This is a genomic window from Winogradskyella aurantia (genome assembly GCF_002266855.1).
Classification (GTDB): Bacteria; Bacteroidota; Bacteroidia; order Flavobacteriales; family Flavobacteriaceae; genus Winogradskyella; species Winogradskyella aurantia.
On record NZ_NGJN01000003.1, the window covers coordinates 382200 to 400476 of the forward strand.

At 36.1% G+C, this 18277-nt stretch carries 18 protein-coding genes; 15 read left to right on the forward strand and 3 right to left on the reverse strand.

The features are described 5' to 3' along the window. The first annotated feature begins 7 nt into the window (after positions 1-7). From CA834_RS07550 to CA834_RS07595, 10 genes are all read left to right on the forward strand, one after another. Positions 8-550: a rhodanese-like domain-containing protein gene (locus tag CA834_RS07550; RefSeq protein ID WP_240507506.1), complete on the forward strand. Its 543-nt coding sequence runs from the start codon at positions 8-10 to the stop codon at positions 548-550. Further along, complete coding sequence (locus CA834_RS07555) at positions 543-1172, forward strand: TIGR04282 family arsenosugar biosynthesis glycosyltransferase (protein WP_094968076.1); 630 nt, start codon at positions 543-545, stop codon at positions 1170-1172. Before CA834_RS07550 ends, CA834_RS07555 begins: the two co-directional genes overlap by 8 nt. Further along, positions 1165-1977 (forward strand): purine-nucleoside phosphorylase, encoded by an 813-nt coding sequence (locus CA834_RS07560; protein ID WP_094968077.1) that lies wholly within the window; start codon positions 1165-1167, stop codon positions 1975-1977. Before CA834_RS07555 ends, CA834_RS07560 begins: the two co-directional genes overlap by 8 nt. A 1-nt stretch (position 1978) precedes the next feature. Then, the gene (gene arsM, locus CA834_RS07565; protein ID WP_094968078.1) at positions 1979-2947 is read left to right on the forward strand and encodes an arsenosugar biosynthesis arsenite methyltransferase ArsM; all 969 of its coding nucleotides are present in this window, start codon (positions 1979-1981) and stop codon (positions 2945-2947) included. 94 nt (positions 2948-3041) lie between these two features. Then, entirely contained in the window at positions 3042-3737 is a 696-nt protein-coding gene (locus CA834_RS07570; protein ID WP_094968079.1) for a DUF547 domain-containing protein, read from the forward strand. Next, entirely contained in the window at positions 3730-4425 is a 696-nt protein-coding gene (locus CA834_RS07575) for a TIGR04283 family arsenosugar biosynthesis glycosyltransferase (RefSeq protein WP_094968080.1), read from the forward strand. Before CA834_RS07570 ends, CA834_RS07575 begins: the two co-directional genes overlap by 8 nt. A 24-nt stretch (positions 4426-4449) precedes the next feature. Then, positions 4450-5559: an AraC family transcriptional regulator gene (locus CA834_RS07580; protein WP_094968081.1), complete on the forward strand. Its 1110-nt coding sequence runs from the start codon at positions 4450-4452 to the stop codon at positions 5557-5559. A gap of 122 nt (positions 5560-5681) precedes the next feature. After that, positions 5682-6170: a hypothetical protein gene (locus CA834_RS07585; RefSeq protein WP_094968082.1), complete on the forward strand. Its 489-nt coding sequence runs from the start codon at positions 5682-5684 to the stop codon at positions 6168-6170. A 5-nt stretch (positions 6171-6175) separates the two neighbouring features. Continuing rightward, positions 6176-6736 (forward strand): YceI family protein, encoded by a 561-nt coding sequence (locus tag CA834_RS07590; protein ID WP_094968083.1) that lies wholly within the window; start codon positions 6176-6178, stop codon positions 6734-6736. Positions 6737-6868: 132 nt separating this feature from the next. After that, the gene (locus CA834_RS07595; RefSeq protein ID WP_094968084.1) at positions 6869-8404 is read left to right on the forward strand and encodes a carboxypeptidase-like regulatory domain-containing protein; all 1536 of its coding nucleotides are present in this window, start codon (positions 6869-6871) and stop codon (positions 8402-8404) included. Between the two features lie 8 nt (positions 8405-8412). On the opposite strand, the gene CA834_RS07600 is transcribed toward CA834_RS07595, so the two are convergent. The 3 genes from CA834_RS07600 to CA834_RS07610 form a co-directional block, all read right to left on the reverse strand. Next, entirely contained in the window at positions 8413-9141 is a 729-nt protein-coding gene (locus tag CA834_RS07600; protein WP_094968085.1) for a metallophosphoesterase family protein, read from the reverse strand. Between the two features lie 63 nt (positions 9142-9204). After that, positions 9205-10482 (reverse strand): POTRA domain-containing protein, encoded by a 1278-nt coding sequence (locus CA834_RS07605; protein ID WP_094968086.1) that lies wholly within the window; start codon positions 10480-10482, stop codon positions 9205-9207. Between the two features lie 138 nt (positions 10483-10620). Continuing rightward, a complete protein-coding gene (locus tag CA834_RS07610; protein WP_094968087.1) occupies positions 10621-11634 on the reverse strand; it encodes a glycoside hydrolase family 113 in 1014 nt (337 codons plus the stop codon). A 99-nt stretch (positions 11635-11733) separates the two neighbouring features. Between CA834_RS07610 and CA834_RS07615 the strand changes: the two genes are divergently transcribed. From CA834_RS07615 to CA834_RS07635, 5 genes are read left to right on the forward strand one after another with little or no spacing between them, the layout of a single operon-like run. Further along, positions 11734-13038: an NAD(P)/FAD-dependent oxidoreductase gene (locus tag CA834_RS07615; protein WP_094968088.1), complete on the forward strand. Its 1305-nt coding sequence runs from the start codon at positions 11734-11736 to the stop codon at positions 13036-13038. A 1-nt stretch (position 13039) separates the two neighbouring features. After that, a complete protein-coding gene (locus CA834_RS07620; RefSeq protein WP_094968089.1) occupies positions 13040-14629 on the forward strand; it encodes a 4Fe-4S binding protein in 1590 nt (529 codons plus the stop codon). Positions 14630-14662: 33 nt separating this feature from the next. Then, entirely contained in the window at positions 14663-15352 is a 690-nt protein-coding gene (locus CA834_RS07625; RefSeq protein ID WP_094968090.1) for a glycosyltransferase family 2 protein, read from the forward strand. Continuing rightward, positions 15352-16845 (forward strand): cellulose synthase family protein, encoded by a 1494-nt coding sequence (locus CA834_RS07630; RefSeq protein ID WP_094968091.1) that lies wholly within the window; start codon positions 15352-15354, stop codon positions 16843-16845. Before CA834_RS07625 ends, CA834_RS07630 begins: the two co-directional genes overlap by 1 nt. Before the next feature lie 34 nt (positions 16846-16879). Beyond that, positions 16880-18268 (forward strand): mannosyltransferase, encoded by a 1389-nt coding sequence (locus tag CA834_RS07635; RefSeq protein WP_094968092.1) that lies wholly within the window; start codon positions 16880-16882, stop codon positions 18266-18268. Positions 18269-18277 lie beyond the last annotated feature (9 nt).

Sequence of the window (18277 nt, forward strand, 5' to 3'; positions counted from 1 at the left end):
GTCTTTGATGATTCGATTAACATATACCGTAACGCCATTAGAACTTCAGATTCCCTTTAGGAATTTATTAGCGATGCTATTACTGTTCCTTAATGTAAACGTTTATGGTCAAGAAACAATTTCTGAAATACTTAAACAATATAATGATCAAAGTGTTCCTTATATTTCGACTGAAGAATTATCAAAATTAGATTCCGAAGTTATTCTTCTCGATGCAAGGGAGTTTAAGGAATTCAATGTAAGCCATCTTAAAAATGCAATACATGTAGGTTATGATGACTTTAATTTGGATAAAACAACTGCTCAATTGGCTAAGAAGACTTCGCAAATAGTAGTTTACTGCTCTGTAGGCGTCCGTTCTGAAGATATTGCTGAAAAGCTCAAAAATGCTGGATTCAACAACGTTTACAATTTATATGGCGGTATTTTTGAATGGAAAAACAATGGATTACCGGTTTACAATTCGAAGAACTATGAAACGGATAGAGTTCATGCATATTCAAAAAAATGGGGCAAATGGTTACTGAAAGGCACTAAGGTATATGAGTAAAGCATTAATTATTGTATTTGTAAAAAATATTGAGTTAGGTGAAGTTAAGACAAGACTGGCAAAAACTATAGGAGATTATGGTGCCTTTGAAGTGTATTCACAATTGGTAGGGCTAACGGAAAATATTACAACTCAACTTGACATTGATAAGCATATTTATTTTTCCAAAACTATTGAAGACAACTATTGGCCTAAAGAACTTAAGACCATTCAAAGAGGCAAGGATTTAGGTGAACGCATGCAAAACGCTTTTAAAGATGCTTTTCACTCCGGCTATGACCGCGTTGTTTTAATAGGTTCTGATTTACCCGATTTAAAAACAAGTCATATTTTGAAAAGCATTGAAGCCTTATCACATAAGGACGTTGTTTTTGGTCCTGCCGTAGATGGTGGTTATTATTTAATTGGTCTTAACAAAATAATTCCCCAAATTTTTAACGATAAACCATGGAGTCAATCGCAATTATTAAATGAGACCTTACAGGAATTAGACGAACTTGGCTATACTACGGCTATGTTAGAGCCATTAAATGATATTGACACCTATGAGGACTTAGTCGCTTCGGAATTTTACAAATCCAATAGCAAACTACAACAAAAGATACAACAACTGAATGATTAAAAATATTACAGAAAGCACAGAATATCTTAAAGAAAAAGGCTTTGACAAGCCTGAGATAGGTATTATTTTAGGCACAGGACTTGGTCAGCTTATCGATGCTATTGATATTCAGGTTAAGGCAAGTTACAACCACATACCAAACTTTCCCACCGCAACGGTAGAGTTTCACAAAGGAAAACTGATATATGGCACTTTGAAAGGAAAAAAAGTTGTGGTGATGCAAGGTCGATTTCACGTTTATGAGGGCTACTCGTTACAAGATGTTACTTTTCCAGTTCGGATAATGGAGAAATTAGGAATTACAACCTTACTGGTATCCAACGCTGCGGGAGCTATCAATTTAAATTTTAAAAAAGGTGAATTGATGCTTATTGACGACCATATTAATTTACAAGGCAGCTCTCCCCTTGCCTTTAAGGGTGTTGCAGAGTTGGGAACCCGCTTTACGGATATGAGCGCACCTTACAACGCAGAAATCAATGCTAAATTTGTAGCTATTGCCAAAGCCAATAACATTAAACTCCATAAAGGTGTTTACGCCAGTGTTGTTGGGCCACAATTAGAAACACGAGCGGAATACCGTATGCTGAGAACCATAGGTGCTGATGCGGTTGGTATGAGTACCGTTCCAGAAATCATTGTTGCTAATCATTTGGGACTAAAAGCAGCGGCAGTATCCGTTTTAACTGATGAGTGCGACCCAGACAACTTAAAGCCCGTAAATATTGATGACATTATTACCATGGCAGCAAAGGCCGAACCCCATATGATTACCCTTTTCAAAGAACTTATAAAGACCTTATAACATGAGCTATTTAGACACGACGCACAATGTCTACAAAGAAGCAGCCTTAAAACCAGATGTTGGCTTGTGCTGTACCACAAATCCTATATGGGAACTACCTGGCTTGAAGATTCCAAAAATTATGCAAGAGATGAATTACGGATGTGGGTCCACAGTTCATGCGCGTGATTTAACCAATAGTCCTAAAATATTATATGTTGGTGTAGGGGGTGGCATGGAGCTATTACAGTTTGCATATTTCAGCCGACAAAAAAGCGGAGTTATTGGCGTGGATGTTGTTGAAGAAATGCTTGAAGCGTCTAGGAAAAATTTCAAAGAAGCTGAGGCCTTAAATCATTGGTTTAAATCAGATTTTGTAGATCTTAAAAAAGGTGATGCTATGCGCTTGCCTGTTGCCGATAACAGCGTGGATGTAGCCGCACAAAATTGCTTATTCAATATTTTTAAGGAAGATGACTTGAAACAAGCCATTGCTGAAATGTATAGGGTTTTAAAACCTCATGGACGTTTGGTAATGAGCGATCCAACCTGTGAGCAACCCATAAATGACACCCTTAGGAATGACGAAAGATTACGAGCCTTATGTCTCAGTGGTAGTTTACCTATTGCAGCCTATGTAAAAGTCTTAACTGACGCTGGATTTGGAACAATAGAAATAAGAGCACGTAAACCCTACAGGATTTTAGACCCAAAACACTATCCTACTGAAGAATTGATTTATATTGAATCTATTGAAGTTGCTGCCATAAAAGACCCAAAACCAAGCGATGGGCCGTGTATTTTTACAGGTAAGGCGGCTATTTATTATGGTAAAGAGGACTATTTTGACGATAAGGCCGGACATATTTTACTGAAAAATCAACCTTTGGCCATTTGCGATAAAACAGCAAAGGCGTTGGCAAATTTAAATAGAGATGATATTTTCATTTCGGAATCCACTTACCATTACGATGGTGGTGGCTGTTGTTAAATTGTATTCAACTTTAACAAAATTGCCAGCTGCGTAAGTTGTATTACTAATTCAGGACTAAGTTGAGGTAATTACAATTAGCCTTTAAAGAAAAATGAAATTCTTTTTAACTCTATTTATAGCCCTTTACAGTGTAAGTGTTTATGCTCAACCGGACCATAGTCTTTGGAATAATTTCCTTAAAACACATGTGTCTCCGAATGGCAATGTAGACTACAATAGCATTCAAAATAGTTCGACAGGGTTAGAAACTTACATTTCAACACTTCTAGAGAATGCGCCTACAGAAAATTGGTCTAAACAAGAAAAACTAGCCTATTGGATAAATGCCTATAATGCTTTAACCATTGATTTGATATTAAGGTATTACCCCATAAACAGTATTAAAGATATTAAAAAACCCTGGGACCAAAGCTTGTGGCAATTTGGAGACACTTGGTATAGTCTTAATGATATTGAGCACAAAATCTTACGCAATTTAAATGAGCCACGTATTCATTTTGCCATTGTCTGTGCTTCTGTTTCCTGTCCAAAACTCCAAAACACGGCGTTCGTTGCTGATAAGCTTGAAGCACAATTGACCAATGCAACAAAAGCATTTTTAGCAGATTCTTCAAAAAACAAAATTTCAAAAGATCGTTTAGAATTATCGAAAATTTTTAGATGGTTTGCCAAAGATTTTAGGACCGAAGACAGTCTAATTGATTTTATAAATCGATATACTGACGTTAGCATTCTTAAAGATGCCAAAATCTCATATTTGGATTATAATTGGGATTTAAATGAATAATATTTCTATTATTATTCCCATACTCAATGAAGAAGATTTTATAGGGCAACTCCTTAGCCACCTTATTAAAAATAGTTCAAAACAAAATATAGCCGATATCATCGTTGTAGATGGTGGTAGTACTGATGGCTCTCAAAATATTGTTGAAACCTTTGAAAAGGTTACTTTAATTCATTCAGGTAAAGGGAGAGCGAAACAGATGAATCTCGGAGCGAAACACGCCAGTGGAAGCATTCTATATTTTTTGCATGCTGATGCCTTTCCTCCAATGGACTTTGACAAACTCATAATAGATAAGGTTGAAAAAGGTCATAAGGCAGGTTGCTTTAGAATGGAGTTTGACAGCGAGCATTGGTGGTTACGCTTGGCCAGTTGGCTTACGCAATTTAACTGGAGACCTTGCCGAGGAGGTGATCAAAGTCAATTTATTACAAAAAACTTATTTGAAGACATCGGCGGATATGACGAAGACTACATCATCTACGAAGACAATATCCTTATAAACGAATTGTACAAGCGACAACAATTTGTGGTTATTAATCAAAAGATAAAAACCTCAGCACGACTGTACAAAAAGGTGGGTATTTGGAGACTGCAATATCACTTTTGGGCTATTTACCTCAAACGCTGGTTTGGTGCTACTGCAGAGGAGCTCCTAGCCTATTATAGAAAGCATATTGCATCATAAAACATGTTGTTTATCTTTAGGGAAATGAAACCCTTAGAATTAGCCTTTATTATTTTTTTGTCTATTGGAGCCATCCAAGGTTTAATTTATGGTATCATTTTATGGTTTAATAAAAATCCAAATAAAACAGCAAACCAATTTCTAGCTGCCATTCTTTTCTTTTTTTCTTATAGATTAGTTGTTGAAATCCTTAAACTTTTTGGATTAGGTTATTATGATGTATTTTATCATATTTTCTTAGAGTTTAATTGGATTTACGGTGCCTTAATCTATTTTTTTGTTAAAGCTTATACAAGCCCACAATTCAAGTTGAGAATAAATAGAGATTGGATTCATTTTCTACCAGTTTGCGCTGAATTCTTATGGAGCAATTTTATTAAAACACAAAATTTTTATTGGGATGGAACCAGAGAGAGCCTGTCGTGGCTAGGCTATTGGGGCTATGTGGTTTGGATGCAATACCCTACCCAATATGTCATCACTGCAGCCTTGGTTATTATTTATATAAGAAAATCTGAACAAATTATTAGGACCAAAGATTTTGAGACTTATGAAATTATTGAACATAAAACAAAATGGATCAGCCGGATCCTAAGCATTTTGAAATGGTATGCCTTTATCATTTTAGCCGTTGTTCTGATTGATTATTTGTTTTTTGATTATGCATTCAACAGGTCTTATCACTATCCAATTCTTATTGGAATGGCCTTAATCACCTACTGGTTGGGCCTTGAAGGATTTAATAAAAAACAAGATATTATTATCGAATACAAGACCATACTAGACGATAAAGACAGAATACAATTACAGTCCATTGCCAAAAAATTGAGAAGGGCGATGGTGGAAGATAAGACTTTCAAAAATCAGGAATTAACGCTAAAGACATTGTCCGAAAGCATTGATGAAAAATCCTATCTTGTGACAAAATGCCTGAATTTAATATTTAAACAGAAGTTCAACGACTTTGTAAATACATATAGAATCAATGAACTTAAATTATTGCTTAACGCTCCCGAAAACAGCAACTACACTCTTCTAAGCCTAGCTTTTGAAGCCGGTTTCAATTCAAAGGCCTCTTTTAATAGAGCGGTAAAAAAACTAACCGGAAAATCCCCTAGCCACTTAAAACCTTAATCTTCGAAGGTTCAATTTTTTAATTGATACTATTAGTGCAATTAAATAGGTCTCAATCATCAAATTGAGACGATTTGTAACCTATAGTTATTCATATTTGCTGTGACTAATTAAAATGACAGATGAAACAGCACGTAACTTTTATTCTTGTCCTTGTACTATATCAGTTAAACGGTCAAGCAAATTATGGAATTCCGCCACAGAATAGTCTACCGGAAAAATTAAAGGATTTGACTGTTGCAATAGAGGTGATGCATTTTCCGAAAGAGAACGACCCAATAAAAATAGGAGACTCCTATTATTGGAAACATGCCACTGCAATATTATGTAAAAGCAATGAAATTACTATTACTGAATTTGGTGCTTATTTGTTTTTCAACGACAAATGGAACTTAAGAAAAACGTATGGTCTCAAAGATCTTGACAAAAATTTTGGAACCAAAAAACAAGTTATGCAACAAGGCCAACCATATGTTTGGGCCGATAATTGGCGTGTTGAAAAACAACTCTTTGGAGGATGGGCAATGTGGTATTTCATTGGCCGTACACCAAATGGCAATACCGTATGCGGTTACGCTTCAATTAACACTACCTCTAACCTATTAAATTAAAACCAATGAAAACTATTCATTTATATGCTATACTGCTTTTACTGTGTTTTTCAACACAGATATTTTCTCAAACCAAATCAATTAGCTTAGATAACAGTGATTTAAAATGGACTGGCAAAGCTGCTTTTTCTACTTACGCCCTTACAGGTAATCTGGCCTTTAAACATGGTGAGGTAACCATTAAAAACGATTCAATTATTGATTTAGTAATTTCAGTAGACATGACCAGCCTTGAGCATGAGAACAAAACCCTAAAGTCTCATCTTAGAAGTGAAGATTTTTTTGAAGTTAAAACCTATAGAACTGCAACTTTCAAACTGTCACAATCCTCAAAAATCGGAAATGGGCCGTTTGAGGTGGTTGGTTATTTAACGATAAAGGACATTACAAAACTAAAAAAGTTTAGTGTCGCCCTAAATAATGACTATTCCATCCTATCATTTAACATAGGAATAGATCGCACTGAATATGTTGTTACCTTTAACTCGCCCAGTTTCTATGAAAAACTAAAAGAGGATGCTATTGCAGATATATTTAATCTAGCTGGGAGTATTGAATTTCATTAATTCTTCGTTTATATTTTTGAAATCCAAACTCTTATCTACATGTTAAACTTAAGATAAATCTTACTTAATAAAATTTTAAAATAAAGTATTGGATAGAAACAAAATTATACTTTGGTATTAAAATCAATCAGTATGCGAACAAACCTTATAACCTTATTCTTATTTTGTCTGACTATTTTTACTGTAAATAGTCAAACTACATTTTCATCAAAAGTCTTAGATGCTAAAACTAACCAACCCATTCCTTATGCCAACATTCAATTTAACTCAAACACTGGTGTAATTTCCAATGATAACGGAGAATACAGCATCACTATTACCAGGTCAATCACATCATCAGATTCTTTAGTTATAAGCTGTTTGGGTTATGAAAAAACCAGCCTTCCCCTTTTAAATTTTACTAACGAAATTACCTATCTAAAACCACAAGTCGTGGATTTAGATGAAGTCCTGTTAACAAACAAAAACTACAGTATTGAGGAAATTTTAGAGAAAATTAAAGTTGGATTTGAAACCAACTATGACGAAGATTATGCCAAACGCAAATTGTTCTTTAGAGAGTCCAATTACAGCACAATTGACAAATCAGAGGTAATTATAAATAAATCTACCATACCAGAAATTAATCAAGGGTTGATTGATAGCCTATTGAATGATGTTCCTAAAAACAATGGCAACCACACTGAACTACTAGGAGAACTCTACGGCAAATTTGCACCACAAAGCCAACAGAAAATGAATATCCTCAAAGCATGTCAATTGCAAGATGAAGCTAGTGAGGTTAATTTAGAGAATTACGAAAAGCGCTTCAATGACATTTTTAAGAAATACGTAAAACGCGATTCCTATTTTAAGATAAAGTCAGGTTGGTTTAGCACAAAAGAGGAAATAGACTCCAGTCTGTATGGTGACGAGCAACCAAACAAAAAGGAGCAGGAAATGACCGAAGAGCTCATGGCAGAAAAAAGAAAAAAGGATTCGCTTAGAAAAGCAGGCTTCTTAAATTATAGAAAGCAAATGATTCATAGGCTAGAAAATGACCATTTTGTTAGTGAAGAAGACGAGCTCAACTTTATTCACAAGTCTAAGCGTTACGATTTTGAAATTAAGGATTATGCCTTTATGGATGATATGTTTGTCTATGTTATCACCTTTGAACCCAAACGAAGTGAAGATTTTAAAGGTACTATGTACGTCAATGCGGAAGATTTTGCCATCGTAAGGGTTGATTATGAAAATGTCAATCCTTTGCGAAATTTCAGGTTACTAGGGATCTCAATGCAACAATACTTAAAACAAGGGACTATTATTTTTCATAAAAATGGGAATGATAGATACTCGATAAAATATATGGATGAAAGATTTGGCCAACGGGTCGGTATCAAACGACCTATCAAAGTAATTGAAAAAAATAAAAATGTTAGAGGAAGACGCCAACAAAATATGGTAAAAGGCGATATTGACTTTATTGTTAGTACTATTGAAAAGACAGAACTTATTGTCTTTGAAACCAAGGCCTTAACCGAAGTTGATTTCAATGATTTTAAAGAAAAGCCCAATGTATTGCCGGAATACCTTAAGCAATACGACCCAGAATTTTGGAAAGGCTATAACATTATAGAACCCAACCAGGCTATTAAGGAATTTAAGGCTTTGGAAATAGATTAAATCTTGTGTTATTTATTTCTCCCCATTTCGTGAGGGTAAAGATGCATCACCGTATCACTTTGAAACACCTTTTTGGATATTATATCCATGGCAGATAATTTACCAGTAAAAGCGGCACCCGTATCCAAATTATAAACATTAGCAGCCTTCATGGGTGTATCTTCTTGATAGTAAAGTGTTGGGGTATGTCCAATATAAATTTCTGTGTAGTGGATTAAGCGTTTGGGATATAGATCTGAACTTGGTTGAATGCGCCTATCCATGGTCAAGGCCATTTCCCATAATGTTCTATCATAATACAAGGTTTCTTTATGAATCTCGTGTTCCACGCCATGCATGGAGGTAAACCCAGCATGTAAAAAGAGACGTTTATCATCATCTATATGGTATAAGGGCATAGCCTCAAAAAACTCGAGGTGTCGATTTTTTTCAAAATCCGTAAAACCCGTATAACTCTCTATGGTCTCTTCACCACCATGTTTTAACCAGATAGGATTAGCGGTACCATCATTTAACCAATCCTCACACCAAACATCATGATTGCCCTTTATAAAAACGCAGTCATTTGTTTTAGATAATTCAATTAAGCGCGAAATAACCTGAGCCGATTCACTCCAACCATCTACATAATCTCCTAAAAAAATAAGCATATCATCTTCAGATAGCCTCACCGTTTCAAGAAGTTGCTCAAGGGCTCTTAAACCTCCATGTATATCACCAATAACAAGGGTTCGCATTAAATTTCGATTTAAATCAAAGATAAAGATTCTGAATTGATTACTTAAATTAAAGCTATACCCTTAGAAATATTGACCTATACCAAAAACAATGCCGTTATTTGCTTTTTTTCCAAAACTAAAACCGTAATCTATGCGAAAGACCGCATTAAAAATACGCTTATGGATAAAACGAACACCTAATCCTGAAAACAACGCTGCATTTTCTCCAGTAAATAAATCCCCAAATACACCTCCAGGGTCTTGCCAAGTACCAGCATCTATAAAAGCATTACCTTGAAAGGCAAACCAACCCTTTTCATAGAGTGTATAGCGATACTCTGTATTTAAGACAACAGAGGCGGTACCTCTATCTACCACATTACCAACACCTCTTATATTCAACTGATTATCTAAAGCAAAAGGCGCAAAAGGAGTGATGTCATTAGTGGCATAACCTAAACGTAGCCTATTGGCCCAGTTACCTCTACTTCCAATCCGTTTAAAGTATTCAAAATCATTTCTACCAATAAAAAAATTCCGCAATAAATCATTGTCCCCTTTGGAGTTAATTGTGAAACCGTAGCTAAATACACTTCTTAATCCATCGACGTATTGATACTCGTTGGTGATATTATTATATTCATATTCACCTACTACGGAGATGCGCTCAACACCTAAATTTTCAGGAATTTCTTGGGGTAATTCCCCATTTAGAAAACTGTAATCTTCGTTAGCAAGGTTTAATCCAAGTTGGAAACGATTATGAAAATTGAGTTCATAAAAAACACGAAACTCAAAGGCCTTACTATCAAATTTGTAATTAACATCTCGCCCATCTTCAAAAAAAATAGGCTCTTGAAGAACATTATTTTGATAATTTACCCCAATTCCCCATTTACGAGTAATGAGATTTGGAGCTTCCCAGAAAAACCCATACGAATCAAATACATTTCTACTATAAAAGCCACCTATAATCTGATTTTGTCCCAATAAGTTAAAATCAAATAGTGAGGTTCGATAGGCAATATTGTCATTTACATCCTGAGACACGTTTAATCCAGGGATTATGGCAAAATTCTCCACTACTGTATAGATGAGTTTATAGTGCTCGTCATCTATCGGTTTTAGCTTAAAGGAAGCACTTGCTACTGAAGGTAACAAGCGAAATCGCCTTACATCAGAATCCAAGCGCACCGAATCTAATGCACTGCCTTCCTTCACAAATGCCAAACGCTTTAAAAAGCTAGTTCTTGTACGTTTGTTACCTTCAATCTCAATTTGTGAGATAATTGGATGTTGTGCAAAACCAAAACAGCCTAAGACAAGCACTAGAGCGAAAAGTGCTAACTTGTTATTCATATTAAATTCCCTAAACCTTCATCATTGCGATTTCAGGCTATGATTATCGATTTTTCTTCCTTCAACATTAGACGCACCAATGAATGAAGCATTACACTACTTAAGGAATAATTACTGAATCGTCGAAATTTATATAGTTTAAGGGGAGTATTTACTATAATGGGTCCTGAGAATATCCTCAGCAGGTTTGTTCTGCGGTGTAAACATAAAATTATCCTCACCACCGACTTCGTCGTGTTTGTGAAACCACTTCCATACAAAGCCACCTGCAAACCAGTCTTCATCCCAAAAAGTATCATGAATAGCCTTTAAGGCATTGTTTTGAGCTTCGAGATTAACGCTTGTCATATTGCGGTCAAAGACCCAAGGTTGTCTAGCTGAATGATCCACGCTTCTGTAGCCGTACTCCGTAAAAAGAATAGGCCTGTCGTTATCTTTAGAAATACGCTTAATAGTTGGTTTATAATTTTTCCAACCTTTCATGCACATCTCATAGGAGGGCGTCTTTGCTTCACTTATAGGAAAGTAAGCATCAATCCCTATAAAATCTAGTTGATCCCAAAAAGGTGTACGTTGATATTCATTCCAATTGGCGGCATAAGTTAATTTGCCATTGTAAATTGTTCTTATTTTTTTAATTAGTCCAGTCCAGTAAGCCGGCCTATATTTTACGAACAATTCCAACTCTGTACCGATACAGAAGATATCCGCGTCAATTTCTTCGGCTAAATCTGCATATTCTAAAATAAAATCGGAGTACGACGCTTCCAGTTTCTTCCAATCGGCTTCACTGGCCATCATTATCTCCCCAGTAAATTCCCCGCGCCAAACCCAAATCTGAGGTTTAAGCATAATCTTGATATGGGCTTTTCTCAGTTCTAGGGCATACTGCTTGGCTCCTAGTCGTGTTTCCCCAAACCATTGTCTATCGGTATTATGAAGGATTTCCGGATTGTCCAAACGCCTAATAAACCCAAATGGCATTATTGCCGCAAAGTTACTATTCACCTGCGTAACAGGGATTACATGTGTACTATCAATGGGGCTCCTTGACGCTACAAAACTAACTCCATTTATCTTTTCAGGTTTATAAGACGCAGCAGCACAACTTATAAATAGCAAGGTTAAAAGACTATAGATTATATACCGCATACCTAGAAATAATTCTTAAATTTAAAGAAATTCAGACTACTGCCTTAAGGTTTTAACATAACCTTCGACCTATGCTTTAGACTATCAATCGAAATCAACATGGAACACATCGTTATTATCGGTAACGGCATCTCTGGAGTTACACTTGCACGGCACCTTAGAAAACTGTCAGACAAAAAGATTACTCTAATTTCAGCGGAAACAGATTATTTCTTTTCTCGTACGGCGTTAATGTATGTGTACATGGGACATATGAAATTTGAACATACCCAACCTTATGAAAATTGGTTCTGGCGCAAAAACAGAATAGACCTCAAAAAAGGGTATGTTAAACAAGTGGATACCAATACTAAATCCTTGCAATTTGAAAATGGCGACTCATTTTCTTACGATAAATTGGTAATCGCCACTGGAAGCAAACCGAATAAATTTGCTTGGCCAGGCCAAGATTTGGCTGGTGTAATGGGTATGTATCACAAACAAGATCTAGAAAACCTAGAAAAACATGCACCAAATAACACCGTATGTAAACGTGCTGTTATTGTGGGTGGTGGATTAATTGGTATAGAGTTAGCAGAAATGTTAAGTTCTAGAAGTATTCCCGTCACATTTCTAGTCAGGGAATCTAGTTTTTGGAATGGCGTTTTACCAGAAGGCGAAAGTGAAATGATAAATAGACATATACAAAATCATCATATTGATTTGAGATTATCCACCAACCTTAAAGAAATAAAATCCGATGGAAATGGAAAGGTAAAGTCTATCATTATAGAGGAAACAGAGGAGGAAATTCCTTGTCATATTGTTGGTCTAACCGCTGGTGTGTCTCCGAATATCGATTTTTTGAAAGATTCGGGGATTGACTCAGGCAAAGGCGTTAAAGTTAACCGTTATCTAGAAACAAATATAAAAGACGTGTATGCTATTGGAGATTGTGCTGAGCAGCGTGAACCTATCGGTAACAGAAGACCCATTGAAGCTGTTTGGTATACAGGACGCATGATGGGAGAAACTTTGGCACAAACGCTTTGTGGAAATCGAAGACAATATAATCCAGGTCATTGGTTCAACTCTGCAAAATTCTTTGACATAGAATATCAAACATATGGTTGGGTACACAGCACTAAAGGTAAACCAAGGTATGAAAGACATTTTCATTGGAAACATGAAGACGATACTAAGTGCATTACTGTTGCTTATCACAAGGACAATAATCTATTTTTAGGTATCAATACCTTTGGAATCCGGATGCGCCATGAAACCTTTGACCAATGGCTTACAGAAGGTCGTGATGTTGATTATGTGATGCAGCATTTGGCTACCGCAAATTTTGACCCCGAGTTTTATTCAAAATATGAAAAGGAAATCGTAGCGGCTTATAACAAAACATTACAAATCGCATAACATGAGCAATAAACTAAATCAAAGTATGTCTCTTGCAAAGCCAGATGCTTTAGATATAAATAATAAGCAAAAGCTGGCCATAATTATAGGTGTTGCCGGACTTTTTATTCTTGTCTTAGCTTTGTTCAATGTTAATTTTCCGAATGAAGCCTTCTTTCTTTTGCTCTCTCTGGCCTTAATCGTTCTTGGGACAGCTATATTTTCAAGGGAAGCATATCTCAATAAGCCTGAAGGCATTAAAAATGACGGTACTTGGTTTAAGTCTATTTCGTCACGAGGTCTTTGGGGTTGGGTTCTTGGCTTAGTACTTACTGGATTTTATATTGTTCTCTATTTTTATCCTAAATATTTAGGCCTAGGCCTTAACGGTGGAGCAAATACAGGTTTAATTAGTTTATTCGACCCTTTGAGCCAATTGCTCAGTGGCCGAAATGCTAGCCAATGGTTTGTTTATGGCACCCTATATACTTTAGCCATTCTCGCTTTTGGTCTTAAATTCTTACTCAAATACAGGCATAATCGATATCAACAATGGCGTACCGCTTCTGTAATGCTCTTTCAATTGGGCTTTGCTTTTTTGATTCCAGAATTTATGTACGTGATGAACAATGACCTGCCTTATTATGATTTAAAAAGTATCTGGCCACTAAACTATTATCTCTTTGATGAATGGTCTGTGAAAGCCTTTTTATCCACTGGTAATATTGGTCTTGCGCTGTTATTATTTGGCATACTTTCAATTTTTATAATAACACCTATTCTTACGTACAAATACGGTAAACGCTGGTACTGCTCTTGGGTGTGCGGTTGTGGTGGCCTTGCTGAAACTGCCGGAGACGCTTTTAGGCATTTGTCATCAAAAAAACTATATGCCTGGCGGATAGAGCGCTGGTTGATTCATTTTGTATTAGTGTTTTCGGTGGTCATGACAACCGCTGTGGTTTATTCCTATTTGGGGTATAACAGCAATGAATTTTGGTTAACACGGGGTGTATTCATTTCCCTTGTCATTGGGTTCTTGATACTTGTATTTTTGGGTGTCATGCTATTTAAACGACATGAGCTCGCCAAAGACGCAACTTACGGTGCCATTGGATTCTTTATAGTTATAGCACTTTTAATCATTTTACATTTTACGGGTTCTACGGAGAAATTATTCTACATTAAACCAAGCGCCTTACGCTCTGCCTATGGCATTTATATTGGGTCTATTTTCTCTGGTGTTATAGGTACAGGGTTTTACCCCATTTTTGGGAATAGGGTCTGGTGTCGCTTTGGATGTCCCATGGCTGCCATTTTAGGTTTTCAGCAGCGTTTATTTTCAAAATTTAGAATTACCACCAATGGCGGACAATGTATTTCTTGCGGTAACTGCTCAACCTATTGTGAAATGGGTATCGATGTTCGCGCTTATGCGCAGAGCGGCGAAAATATTGTGCGCTCTAGTTGCGTGGGTTGTGGCATTTGTGCCGCTGTTTGTCCGAGAGGTGTTCTAAAATTGGAAAATGACAGTATGAAAGGTCGTATTAATTCTAAGGAGATATTATTGGGCAATGATGTTGATTTGATGAAATTGGTCAATAAGGATTAAGAAGTTGTATTTTTGCAGCCTTAATTTGTTTTAATGCCACTAATAAAAGTCATTATCCCTGCTTATAATGAGGAACGCTCCATTGCCCATGTCATAAATGACATTCCTGATATGGTTGATGAAGTCATCGTTGTAAGCAATAATTCTACCGATAGCACTGAAATTGAAGCTAAAAAAGCAGGGGCAACAGTTTTAGTAGAATCCCAAAAAGGTTACGGTTATGCTTGTCTAAAAGGCATGGATTATATTTCCAAATCAAAGGAAAAACCCGATATCATAGTTTTTTTGGATGGTGATTATAGCGATTATCCTGAAGAACTGACAAAACTAGTGCAACCCATAACTGAAGATAGTCTCGACTTTGTTTTAGGGTCACGTGTTAAAGAACTCAGGGAAAACGGTTCTATGACATTTCCGCAAATTTTCGGCAATTGGTTAGCTACCAACTTAATGCGTATTTTTTTTGGTTCCCGTTTTACTGACCTTGGACCATTTAGGGCTATAAAATACAACAAACTTCTGGGCCTTAATATGGAAGACAAAACCTATGGATGGACGGTTGAAATGCAGCTAAAGGTTATCAAACAGAAGTTATCTTATACTGAAATTCCCGTTAGGTACAGAAACAGAATAGGCGTCTCAAAAGTTTCAGGTACGGTAAAAGGTGCTATATTTGCTGGCGTTAAAATCCTATATTGGATTTTTAAATACAGTCTTAAGTAATGCTTATAGAATCAATCATTATAGTTATCTATACGATTGCCATTGTGCTCATTTTCTTGTATGCATTGGCACAGATGAATTTATTGATTAATTACTTGTCCTCGAAAAAGCATAGAGAAGACTGTGAGAAGTTTGACTTAAACAATCCTAAAGAGGTCCCTTTTGTTACTATTCAATTACCCGTATTCAACGAGCTTTATGTTATGGAACGCCTATTGGATAATATTGCCTTAATAGAATATCCTAAAGATAAACTTGAGATTCAAGTGTTAGACGATTCTACAGATGAATCGCTGGTATCAACCAAGGCACATGTTGAACAATTGGCAGACACCGGGCTCAACATAAAACACATTACGAGGACAAATAGAACAGGCTACAAGGCAGGCGCATTAAAAGAAGGTCTTAAAACGGCAAAGGGTGAATTCATAGCCATTTTTGATGCCGATTTTCTTCCTCGCCCTAATTGGTTAAAACGGACAATACCATATTTTAAAAACGACAAGGTTGGCGTCGTTCAGACGCGTTGGGGCCATATCAACAGAGATTATTCTCTTTTAACAAGAATACAAGCCTTTGCCTTAGATGCCCATTTCACCTTAGAACAAGTAGGAAGAAATAGCAAAGGACACTTTATAAACTTTAATGGTACTGCTGGCATATGGCGAAAAGCTTGTATTATAGATGCTGGCAATTGGGAAGGTGATACATTGACTGAAGATTTAGATTTAAGCTACAGAGCCCAGTTAAAGAATTGGGAATTTAAGTACCTTGAAGATGTTGAGACTCCTGCGGAATTACCCGTGGTTATCAGTGCAGCTCGATCTCAACAGTTTAGATGGAATAAAGGTGGTGCAGAAAACTTTAGAAAAATGCTTTGGCGTGTTATTAAATCAGATAATATTTCTGCCAAAACAAAAATTCATGGTCTGTTACATTTGTTGAATAGCACAATGTTTTTAAATATTTTTATTGTAGCTGTATTGAGTATTCCAATGCTTTATATTAAAAATGAATACGCTCACCTTAGAAACTATTTTTATGTGATGAGTTTCTTTGTAATCAGTACCATCATTTTTTTTGTGTGCTATTGGTTTATGTATAGAAATATTTACGGTAGCGGCTTTAAGCGATTTTTTGGTTATATAGGAATGTTCTTTACGTTTTTCTCTATTGCCATGGGATTTTCACTTCACAATTCCATAGCCGTTATTGAGGGGCACATAGGTAAACGAAGCGAATTTGTTAGAACACCTAAGTTTAACATCAGTACCATTAGGGATTCTTGGAAAGGAAATAAATATCTAAAAGGGAATCTTTCACCACATGTTGTCATTGAAGGCATTCTAATGCTTTATTTCGGTTTTGGCATGTATAGCGCTTTTGTGGTTGGAGACCAAGGTGGGGATTTTGGACTTTTTCCATTTCATTTAATGCTTTTTATAGGCTTTGGCTATGTGTTTTTTAAGTCCTTGAGCTCAAAGGCACATTAAATACAAAGTACATTTCAATTTCTATCTTTGATTAATGGCTAGGCTAGAAAATCTATTCAAGTATCACAAAGTATCTTTACTCTTCATGCTATTGAGTAGTTTTCTGTATCTGTCATTTGGTTATGATTTGGTGCGGACGGACATAACGAAACTTGTATTATTATACTTTGCCCTATTTGTATTTGCCTATCAATTACTGAAAACCGCTGGCTACAACTTTAGGCTATTAGTTATGGCGTCCCTAGCTTTTAGAGTGTTATTTCTCTTTGCCATTCCGAATTTATCGCAAGATTTTTATCGTTTTGTATGGGATGGTCAAATGATTTTAGCTGGTCTTAATCCTTATCTTACCACTCCGGACTATCAAATGGGTTTAGGGGTGCTTTCAAATTTTCCCAATCAGGTTGCATTGTATGAAGGTATGGGTGCGTTAAGTGCTTCCCACTATACAAATTATCCACCGTTAAAGCAGTTGATTTTTGTTCTTGGAAATCTATTTCCTGGACAAAGTATTCTTAGCTCTGTAATAGGTATGCGCTTTATTATTATTGCTGCTGATATTGGCACCCTGTATTTTGGCAAAAAGCTATTAGAACGCTTAAAATTGCCGTCCAGTCGCATCTTCTGGTATATTTTAAACCCCTTTATTATTATTGAATTAACCGGTAACCTGCACTTTGAAGGGGTAATGATTTTTTTCTTGGTTTGGAGTCTGTACCTATTACACTTGGCTAAGTGGAAATGGGCTGCGGTTGGTTTAGCCTGCTCCATTTCCGTAAAGCTAATTCCATTAATACTTCTTCCCCTATTTTTTCGATGGTTTGTAAAAAAACAGAACCCTTTTAAGGGTATTAAAAAGCTTATTGTATTTTACCTGATTATTGGTACAGCAACCCTTGTTCTTTTGGTACCGTTTTTGTCGATGGAATTTATCACCAATTATTCTAAATCTGTTGGTTTATGGTTTGGGACTTTTGAATTTAATGCCAGTATTTATTACCTCGCAAGGGCAATTGGATTCGCCACAACTGGGTACAATGAAATTGCAATAATCACTATAATACTGCCTATTATTTCTATACTGGTAATTTTAGGATTTTCACTAATTAAAACCAACACTGCACTTCCTGAATTGGTCAGTTCTATGCTATTAGTCTTGACCTGTTATTTGTTTTTAAGCACTACTGTTCACCCTTGGTATATTGCCACATTAGTTATCCTTTGCATATTTACAGATTATAAATTTCCCTTGGTGTGGTCTATGGTCATCGTACTGAGCTATTTTGCTTACAGCAAGCCTGATAATGCAGAAAATATGTGGATTATAGGCCTAGAGTATGGAGTTGTATTTACCGTTTTACTTTGGGAAATTTTATTCAAAAGACCGTCTCATCTCAAAGCTCAGACTTTTAACAACACCTAAAAATACAAG

Bases quoted from the DNA above. Each gene is read 5' to 3' on its own strand.
- CA834_RS07550 (WP_240507506.1), top strand. From the start codon at position 8: ATGATTCGATTAACATATACCGTAACGCCATTAGAACTTCAGATTCCC.
- CA834_RS07555 (WP_094968076.1), top strand. From the start codon at position 543: ATGAGTAAAGCATTAATTATTGTATTTGTAAAAAATATTGAGTTAGGT.
- CA834_RS07560 (WP_094968077.1), top strand. From the start codon at position 1,165: ATGATTAAAAATATTACAGAAAGCACAGAATATCTTAAAGAAAAAGGC.
- arsM (WP_094968078.1), top strand. From the start codon at position 1,979: ATGAGCTATTTAGACACGACGCACAATGTCTACAAAGAAGCAGCCTTA.
- CA834_RS07570 (WP_094968079.1), top strand. From the start codon at position 3,042: ATGAAATTCTTTTTAACTCTATTTATAGCCCTTTACAGTGTAAGTGTT.
- CA834_RS07575 (WP_094968080.1), top strand. From the start codon at position 3,730: ATGAATAATATTTCTATTATTATTCCCATACTCAATGAAGAAGATTTT.
- CA834_RS07580 (WP_094968081.1), top strand. From the start codon at position 4,450: ATGAAACCCTTAGAATTAGCCTTTATTATTTTTTTGTCTATTGGAGCC.
- CA834_RS07585 (WP_094968082.1), top strand. From the start codon at position 5,682: ATGAAACAGCACGTAACTTTTATTCTTGTCCTTGTACTATATCAGTTA.
- CA834_RS07590 (WP_094968083.1), top strand. From the start codon at position 6,176: ATGAAAACTATTCATTTATATGCTATACTGCTTTTACTGTGTTTTTCA.
- CA834_RS07595 (WP_094968084.1), top strand. From the start codon at position 6,869: ATGCGAACAAACCTTATAACCTTATTCTTATTTTGTCTGACTATTTTT.
- CA834_RS07600 (WP_094968085.1), bottom strand. From the start codon at position 9,141: ATGCGAACCCTTGTTATTGGTGATATACATGGAGGTTTAAGAGCCCTT.
- CA834_RS07605 (WP_094968086.1), bottom strand. From the start codon at position 10,482: ATGAATAACAAGTTAGCACTTTTCGCTCTAGTGCTTGTCTTAGGCTGT.
- CA834_RS07610 (WP_094968087.1), bottom strand. From the start codon at position 11,634: ATGCGGTATATAATCTATAGTCTTTTAACCTTGCTATTTATAAGTTGT.
- CA834_RS07615 (WP_094968088.1), top strand. From the start codon at position 11,734: ATGGAACACATCGTTATTATCGGTAACGGCATCTCTGGAGTTACACTT.
- CA834_RS07620 (WP_094968089.1), top strand. From the start codon at position 13,040: ATGAGCAATAAACTAAATCAAAGTATGTCTCTTGCAAAGCCAGATGCT.
- CA834_RS07625 (WP_094968090.1), top strand. From the start codon at position 14,663: ATGCCACTAATAAAAGTCATTATCCCTGCTTATAATGAGGAACGCTCC.
- CA834_RS07630 (WP_094968091.1), top strand. From the start codon at position 15,352: ATGCTTATAGAATCAATCATTATAGTTATCTATACGATTGCCATTGTG.
- CA834_RS07635 (WP_094968092.1), top strand. From the start codon at position 16,880: ATGGCTAGGCTAGAAAATCTATTCAAGTATCACAAAGTATCTTTACTC.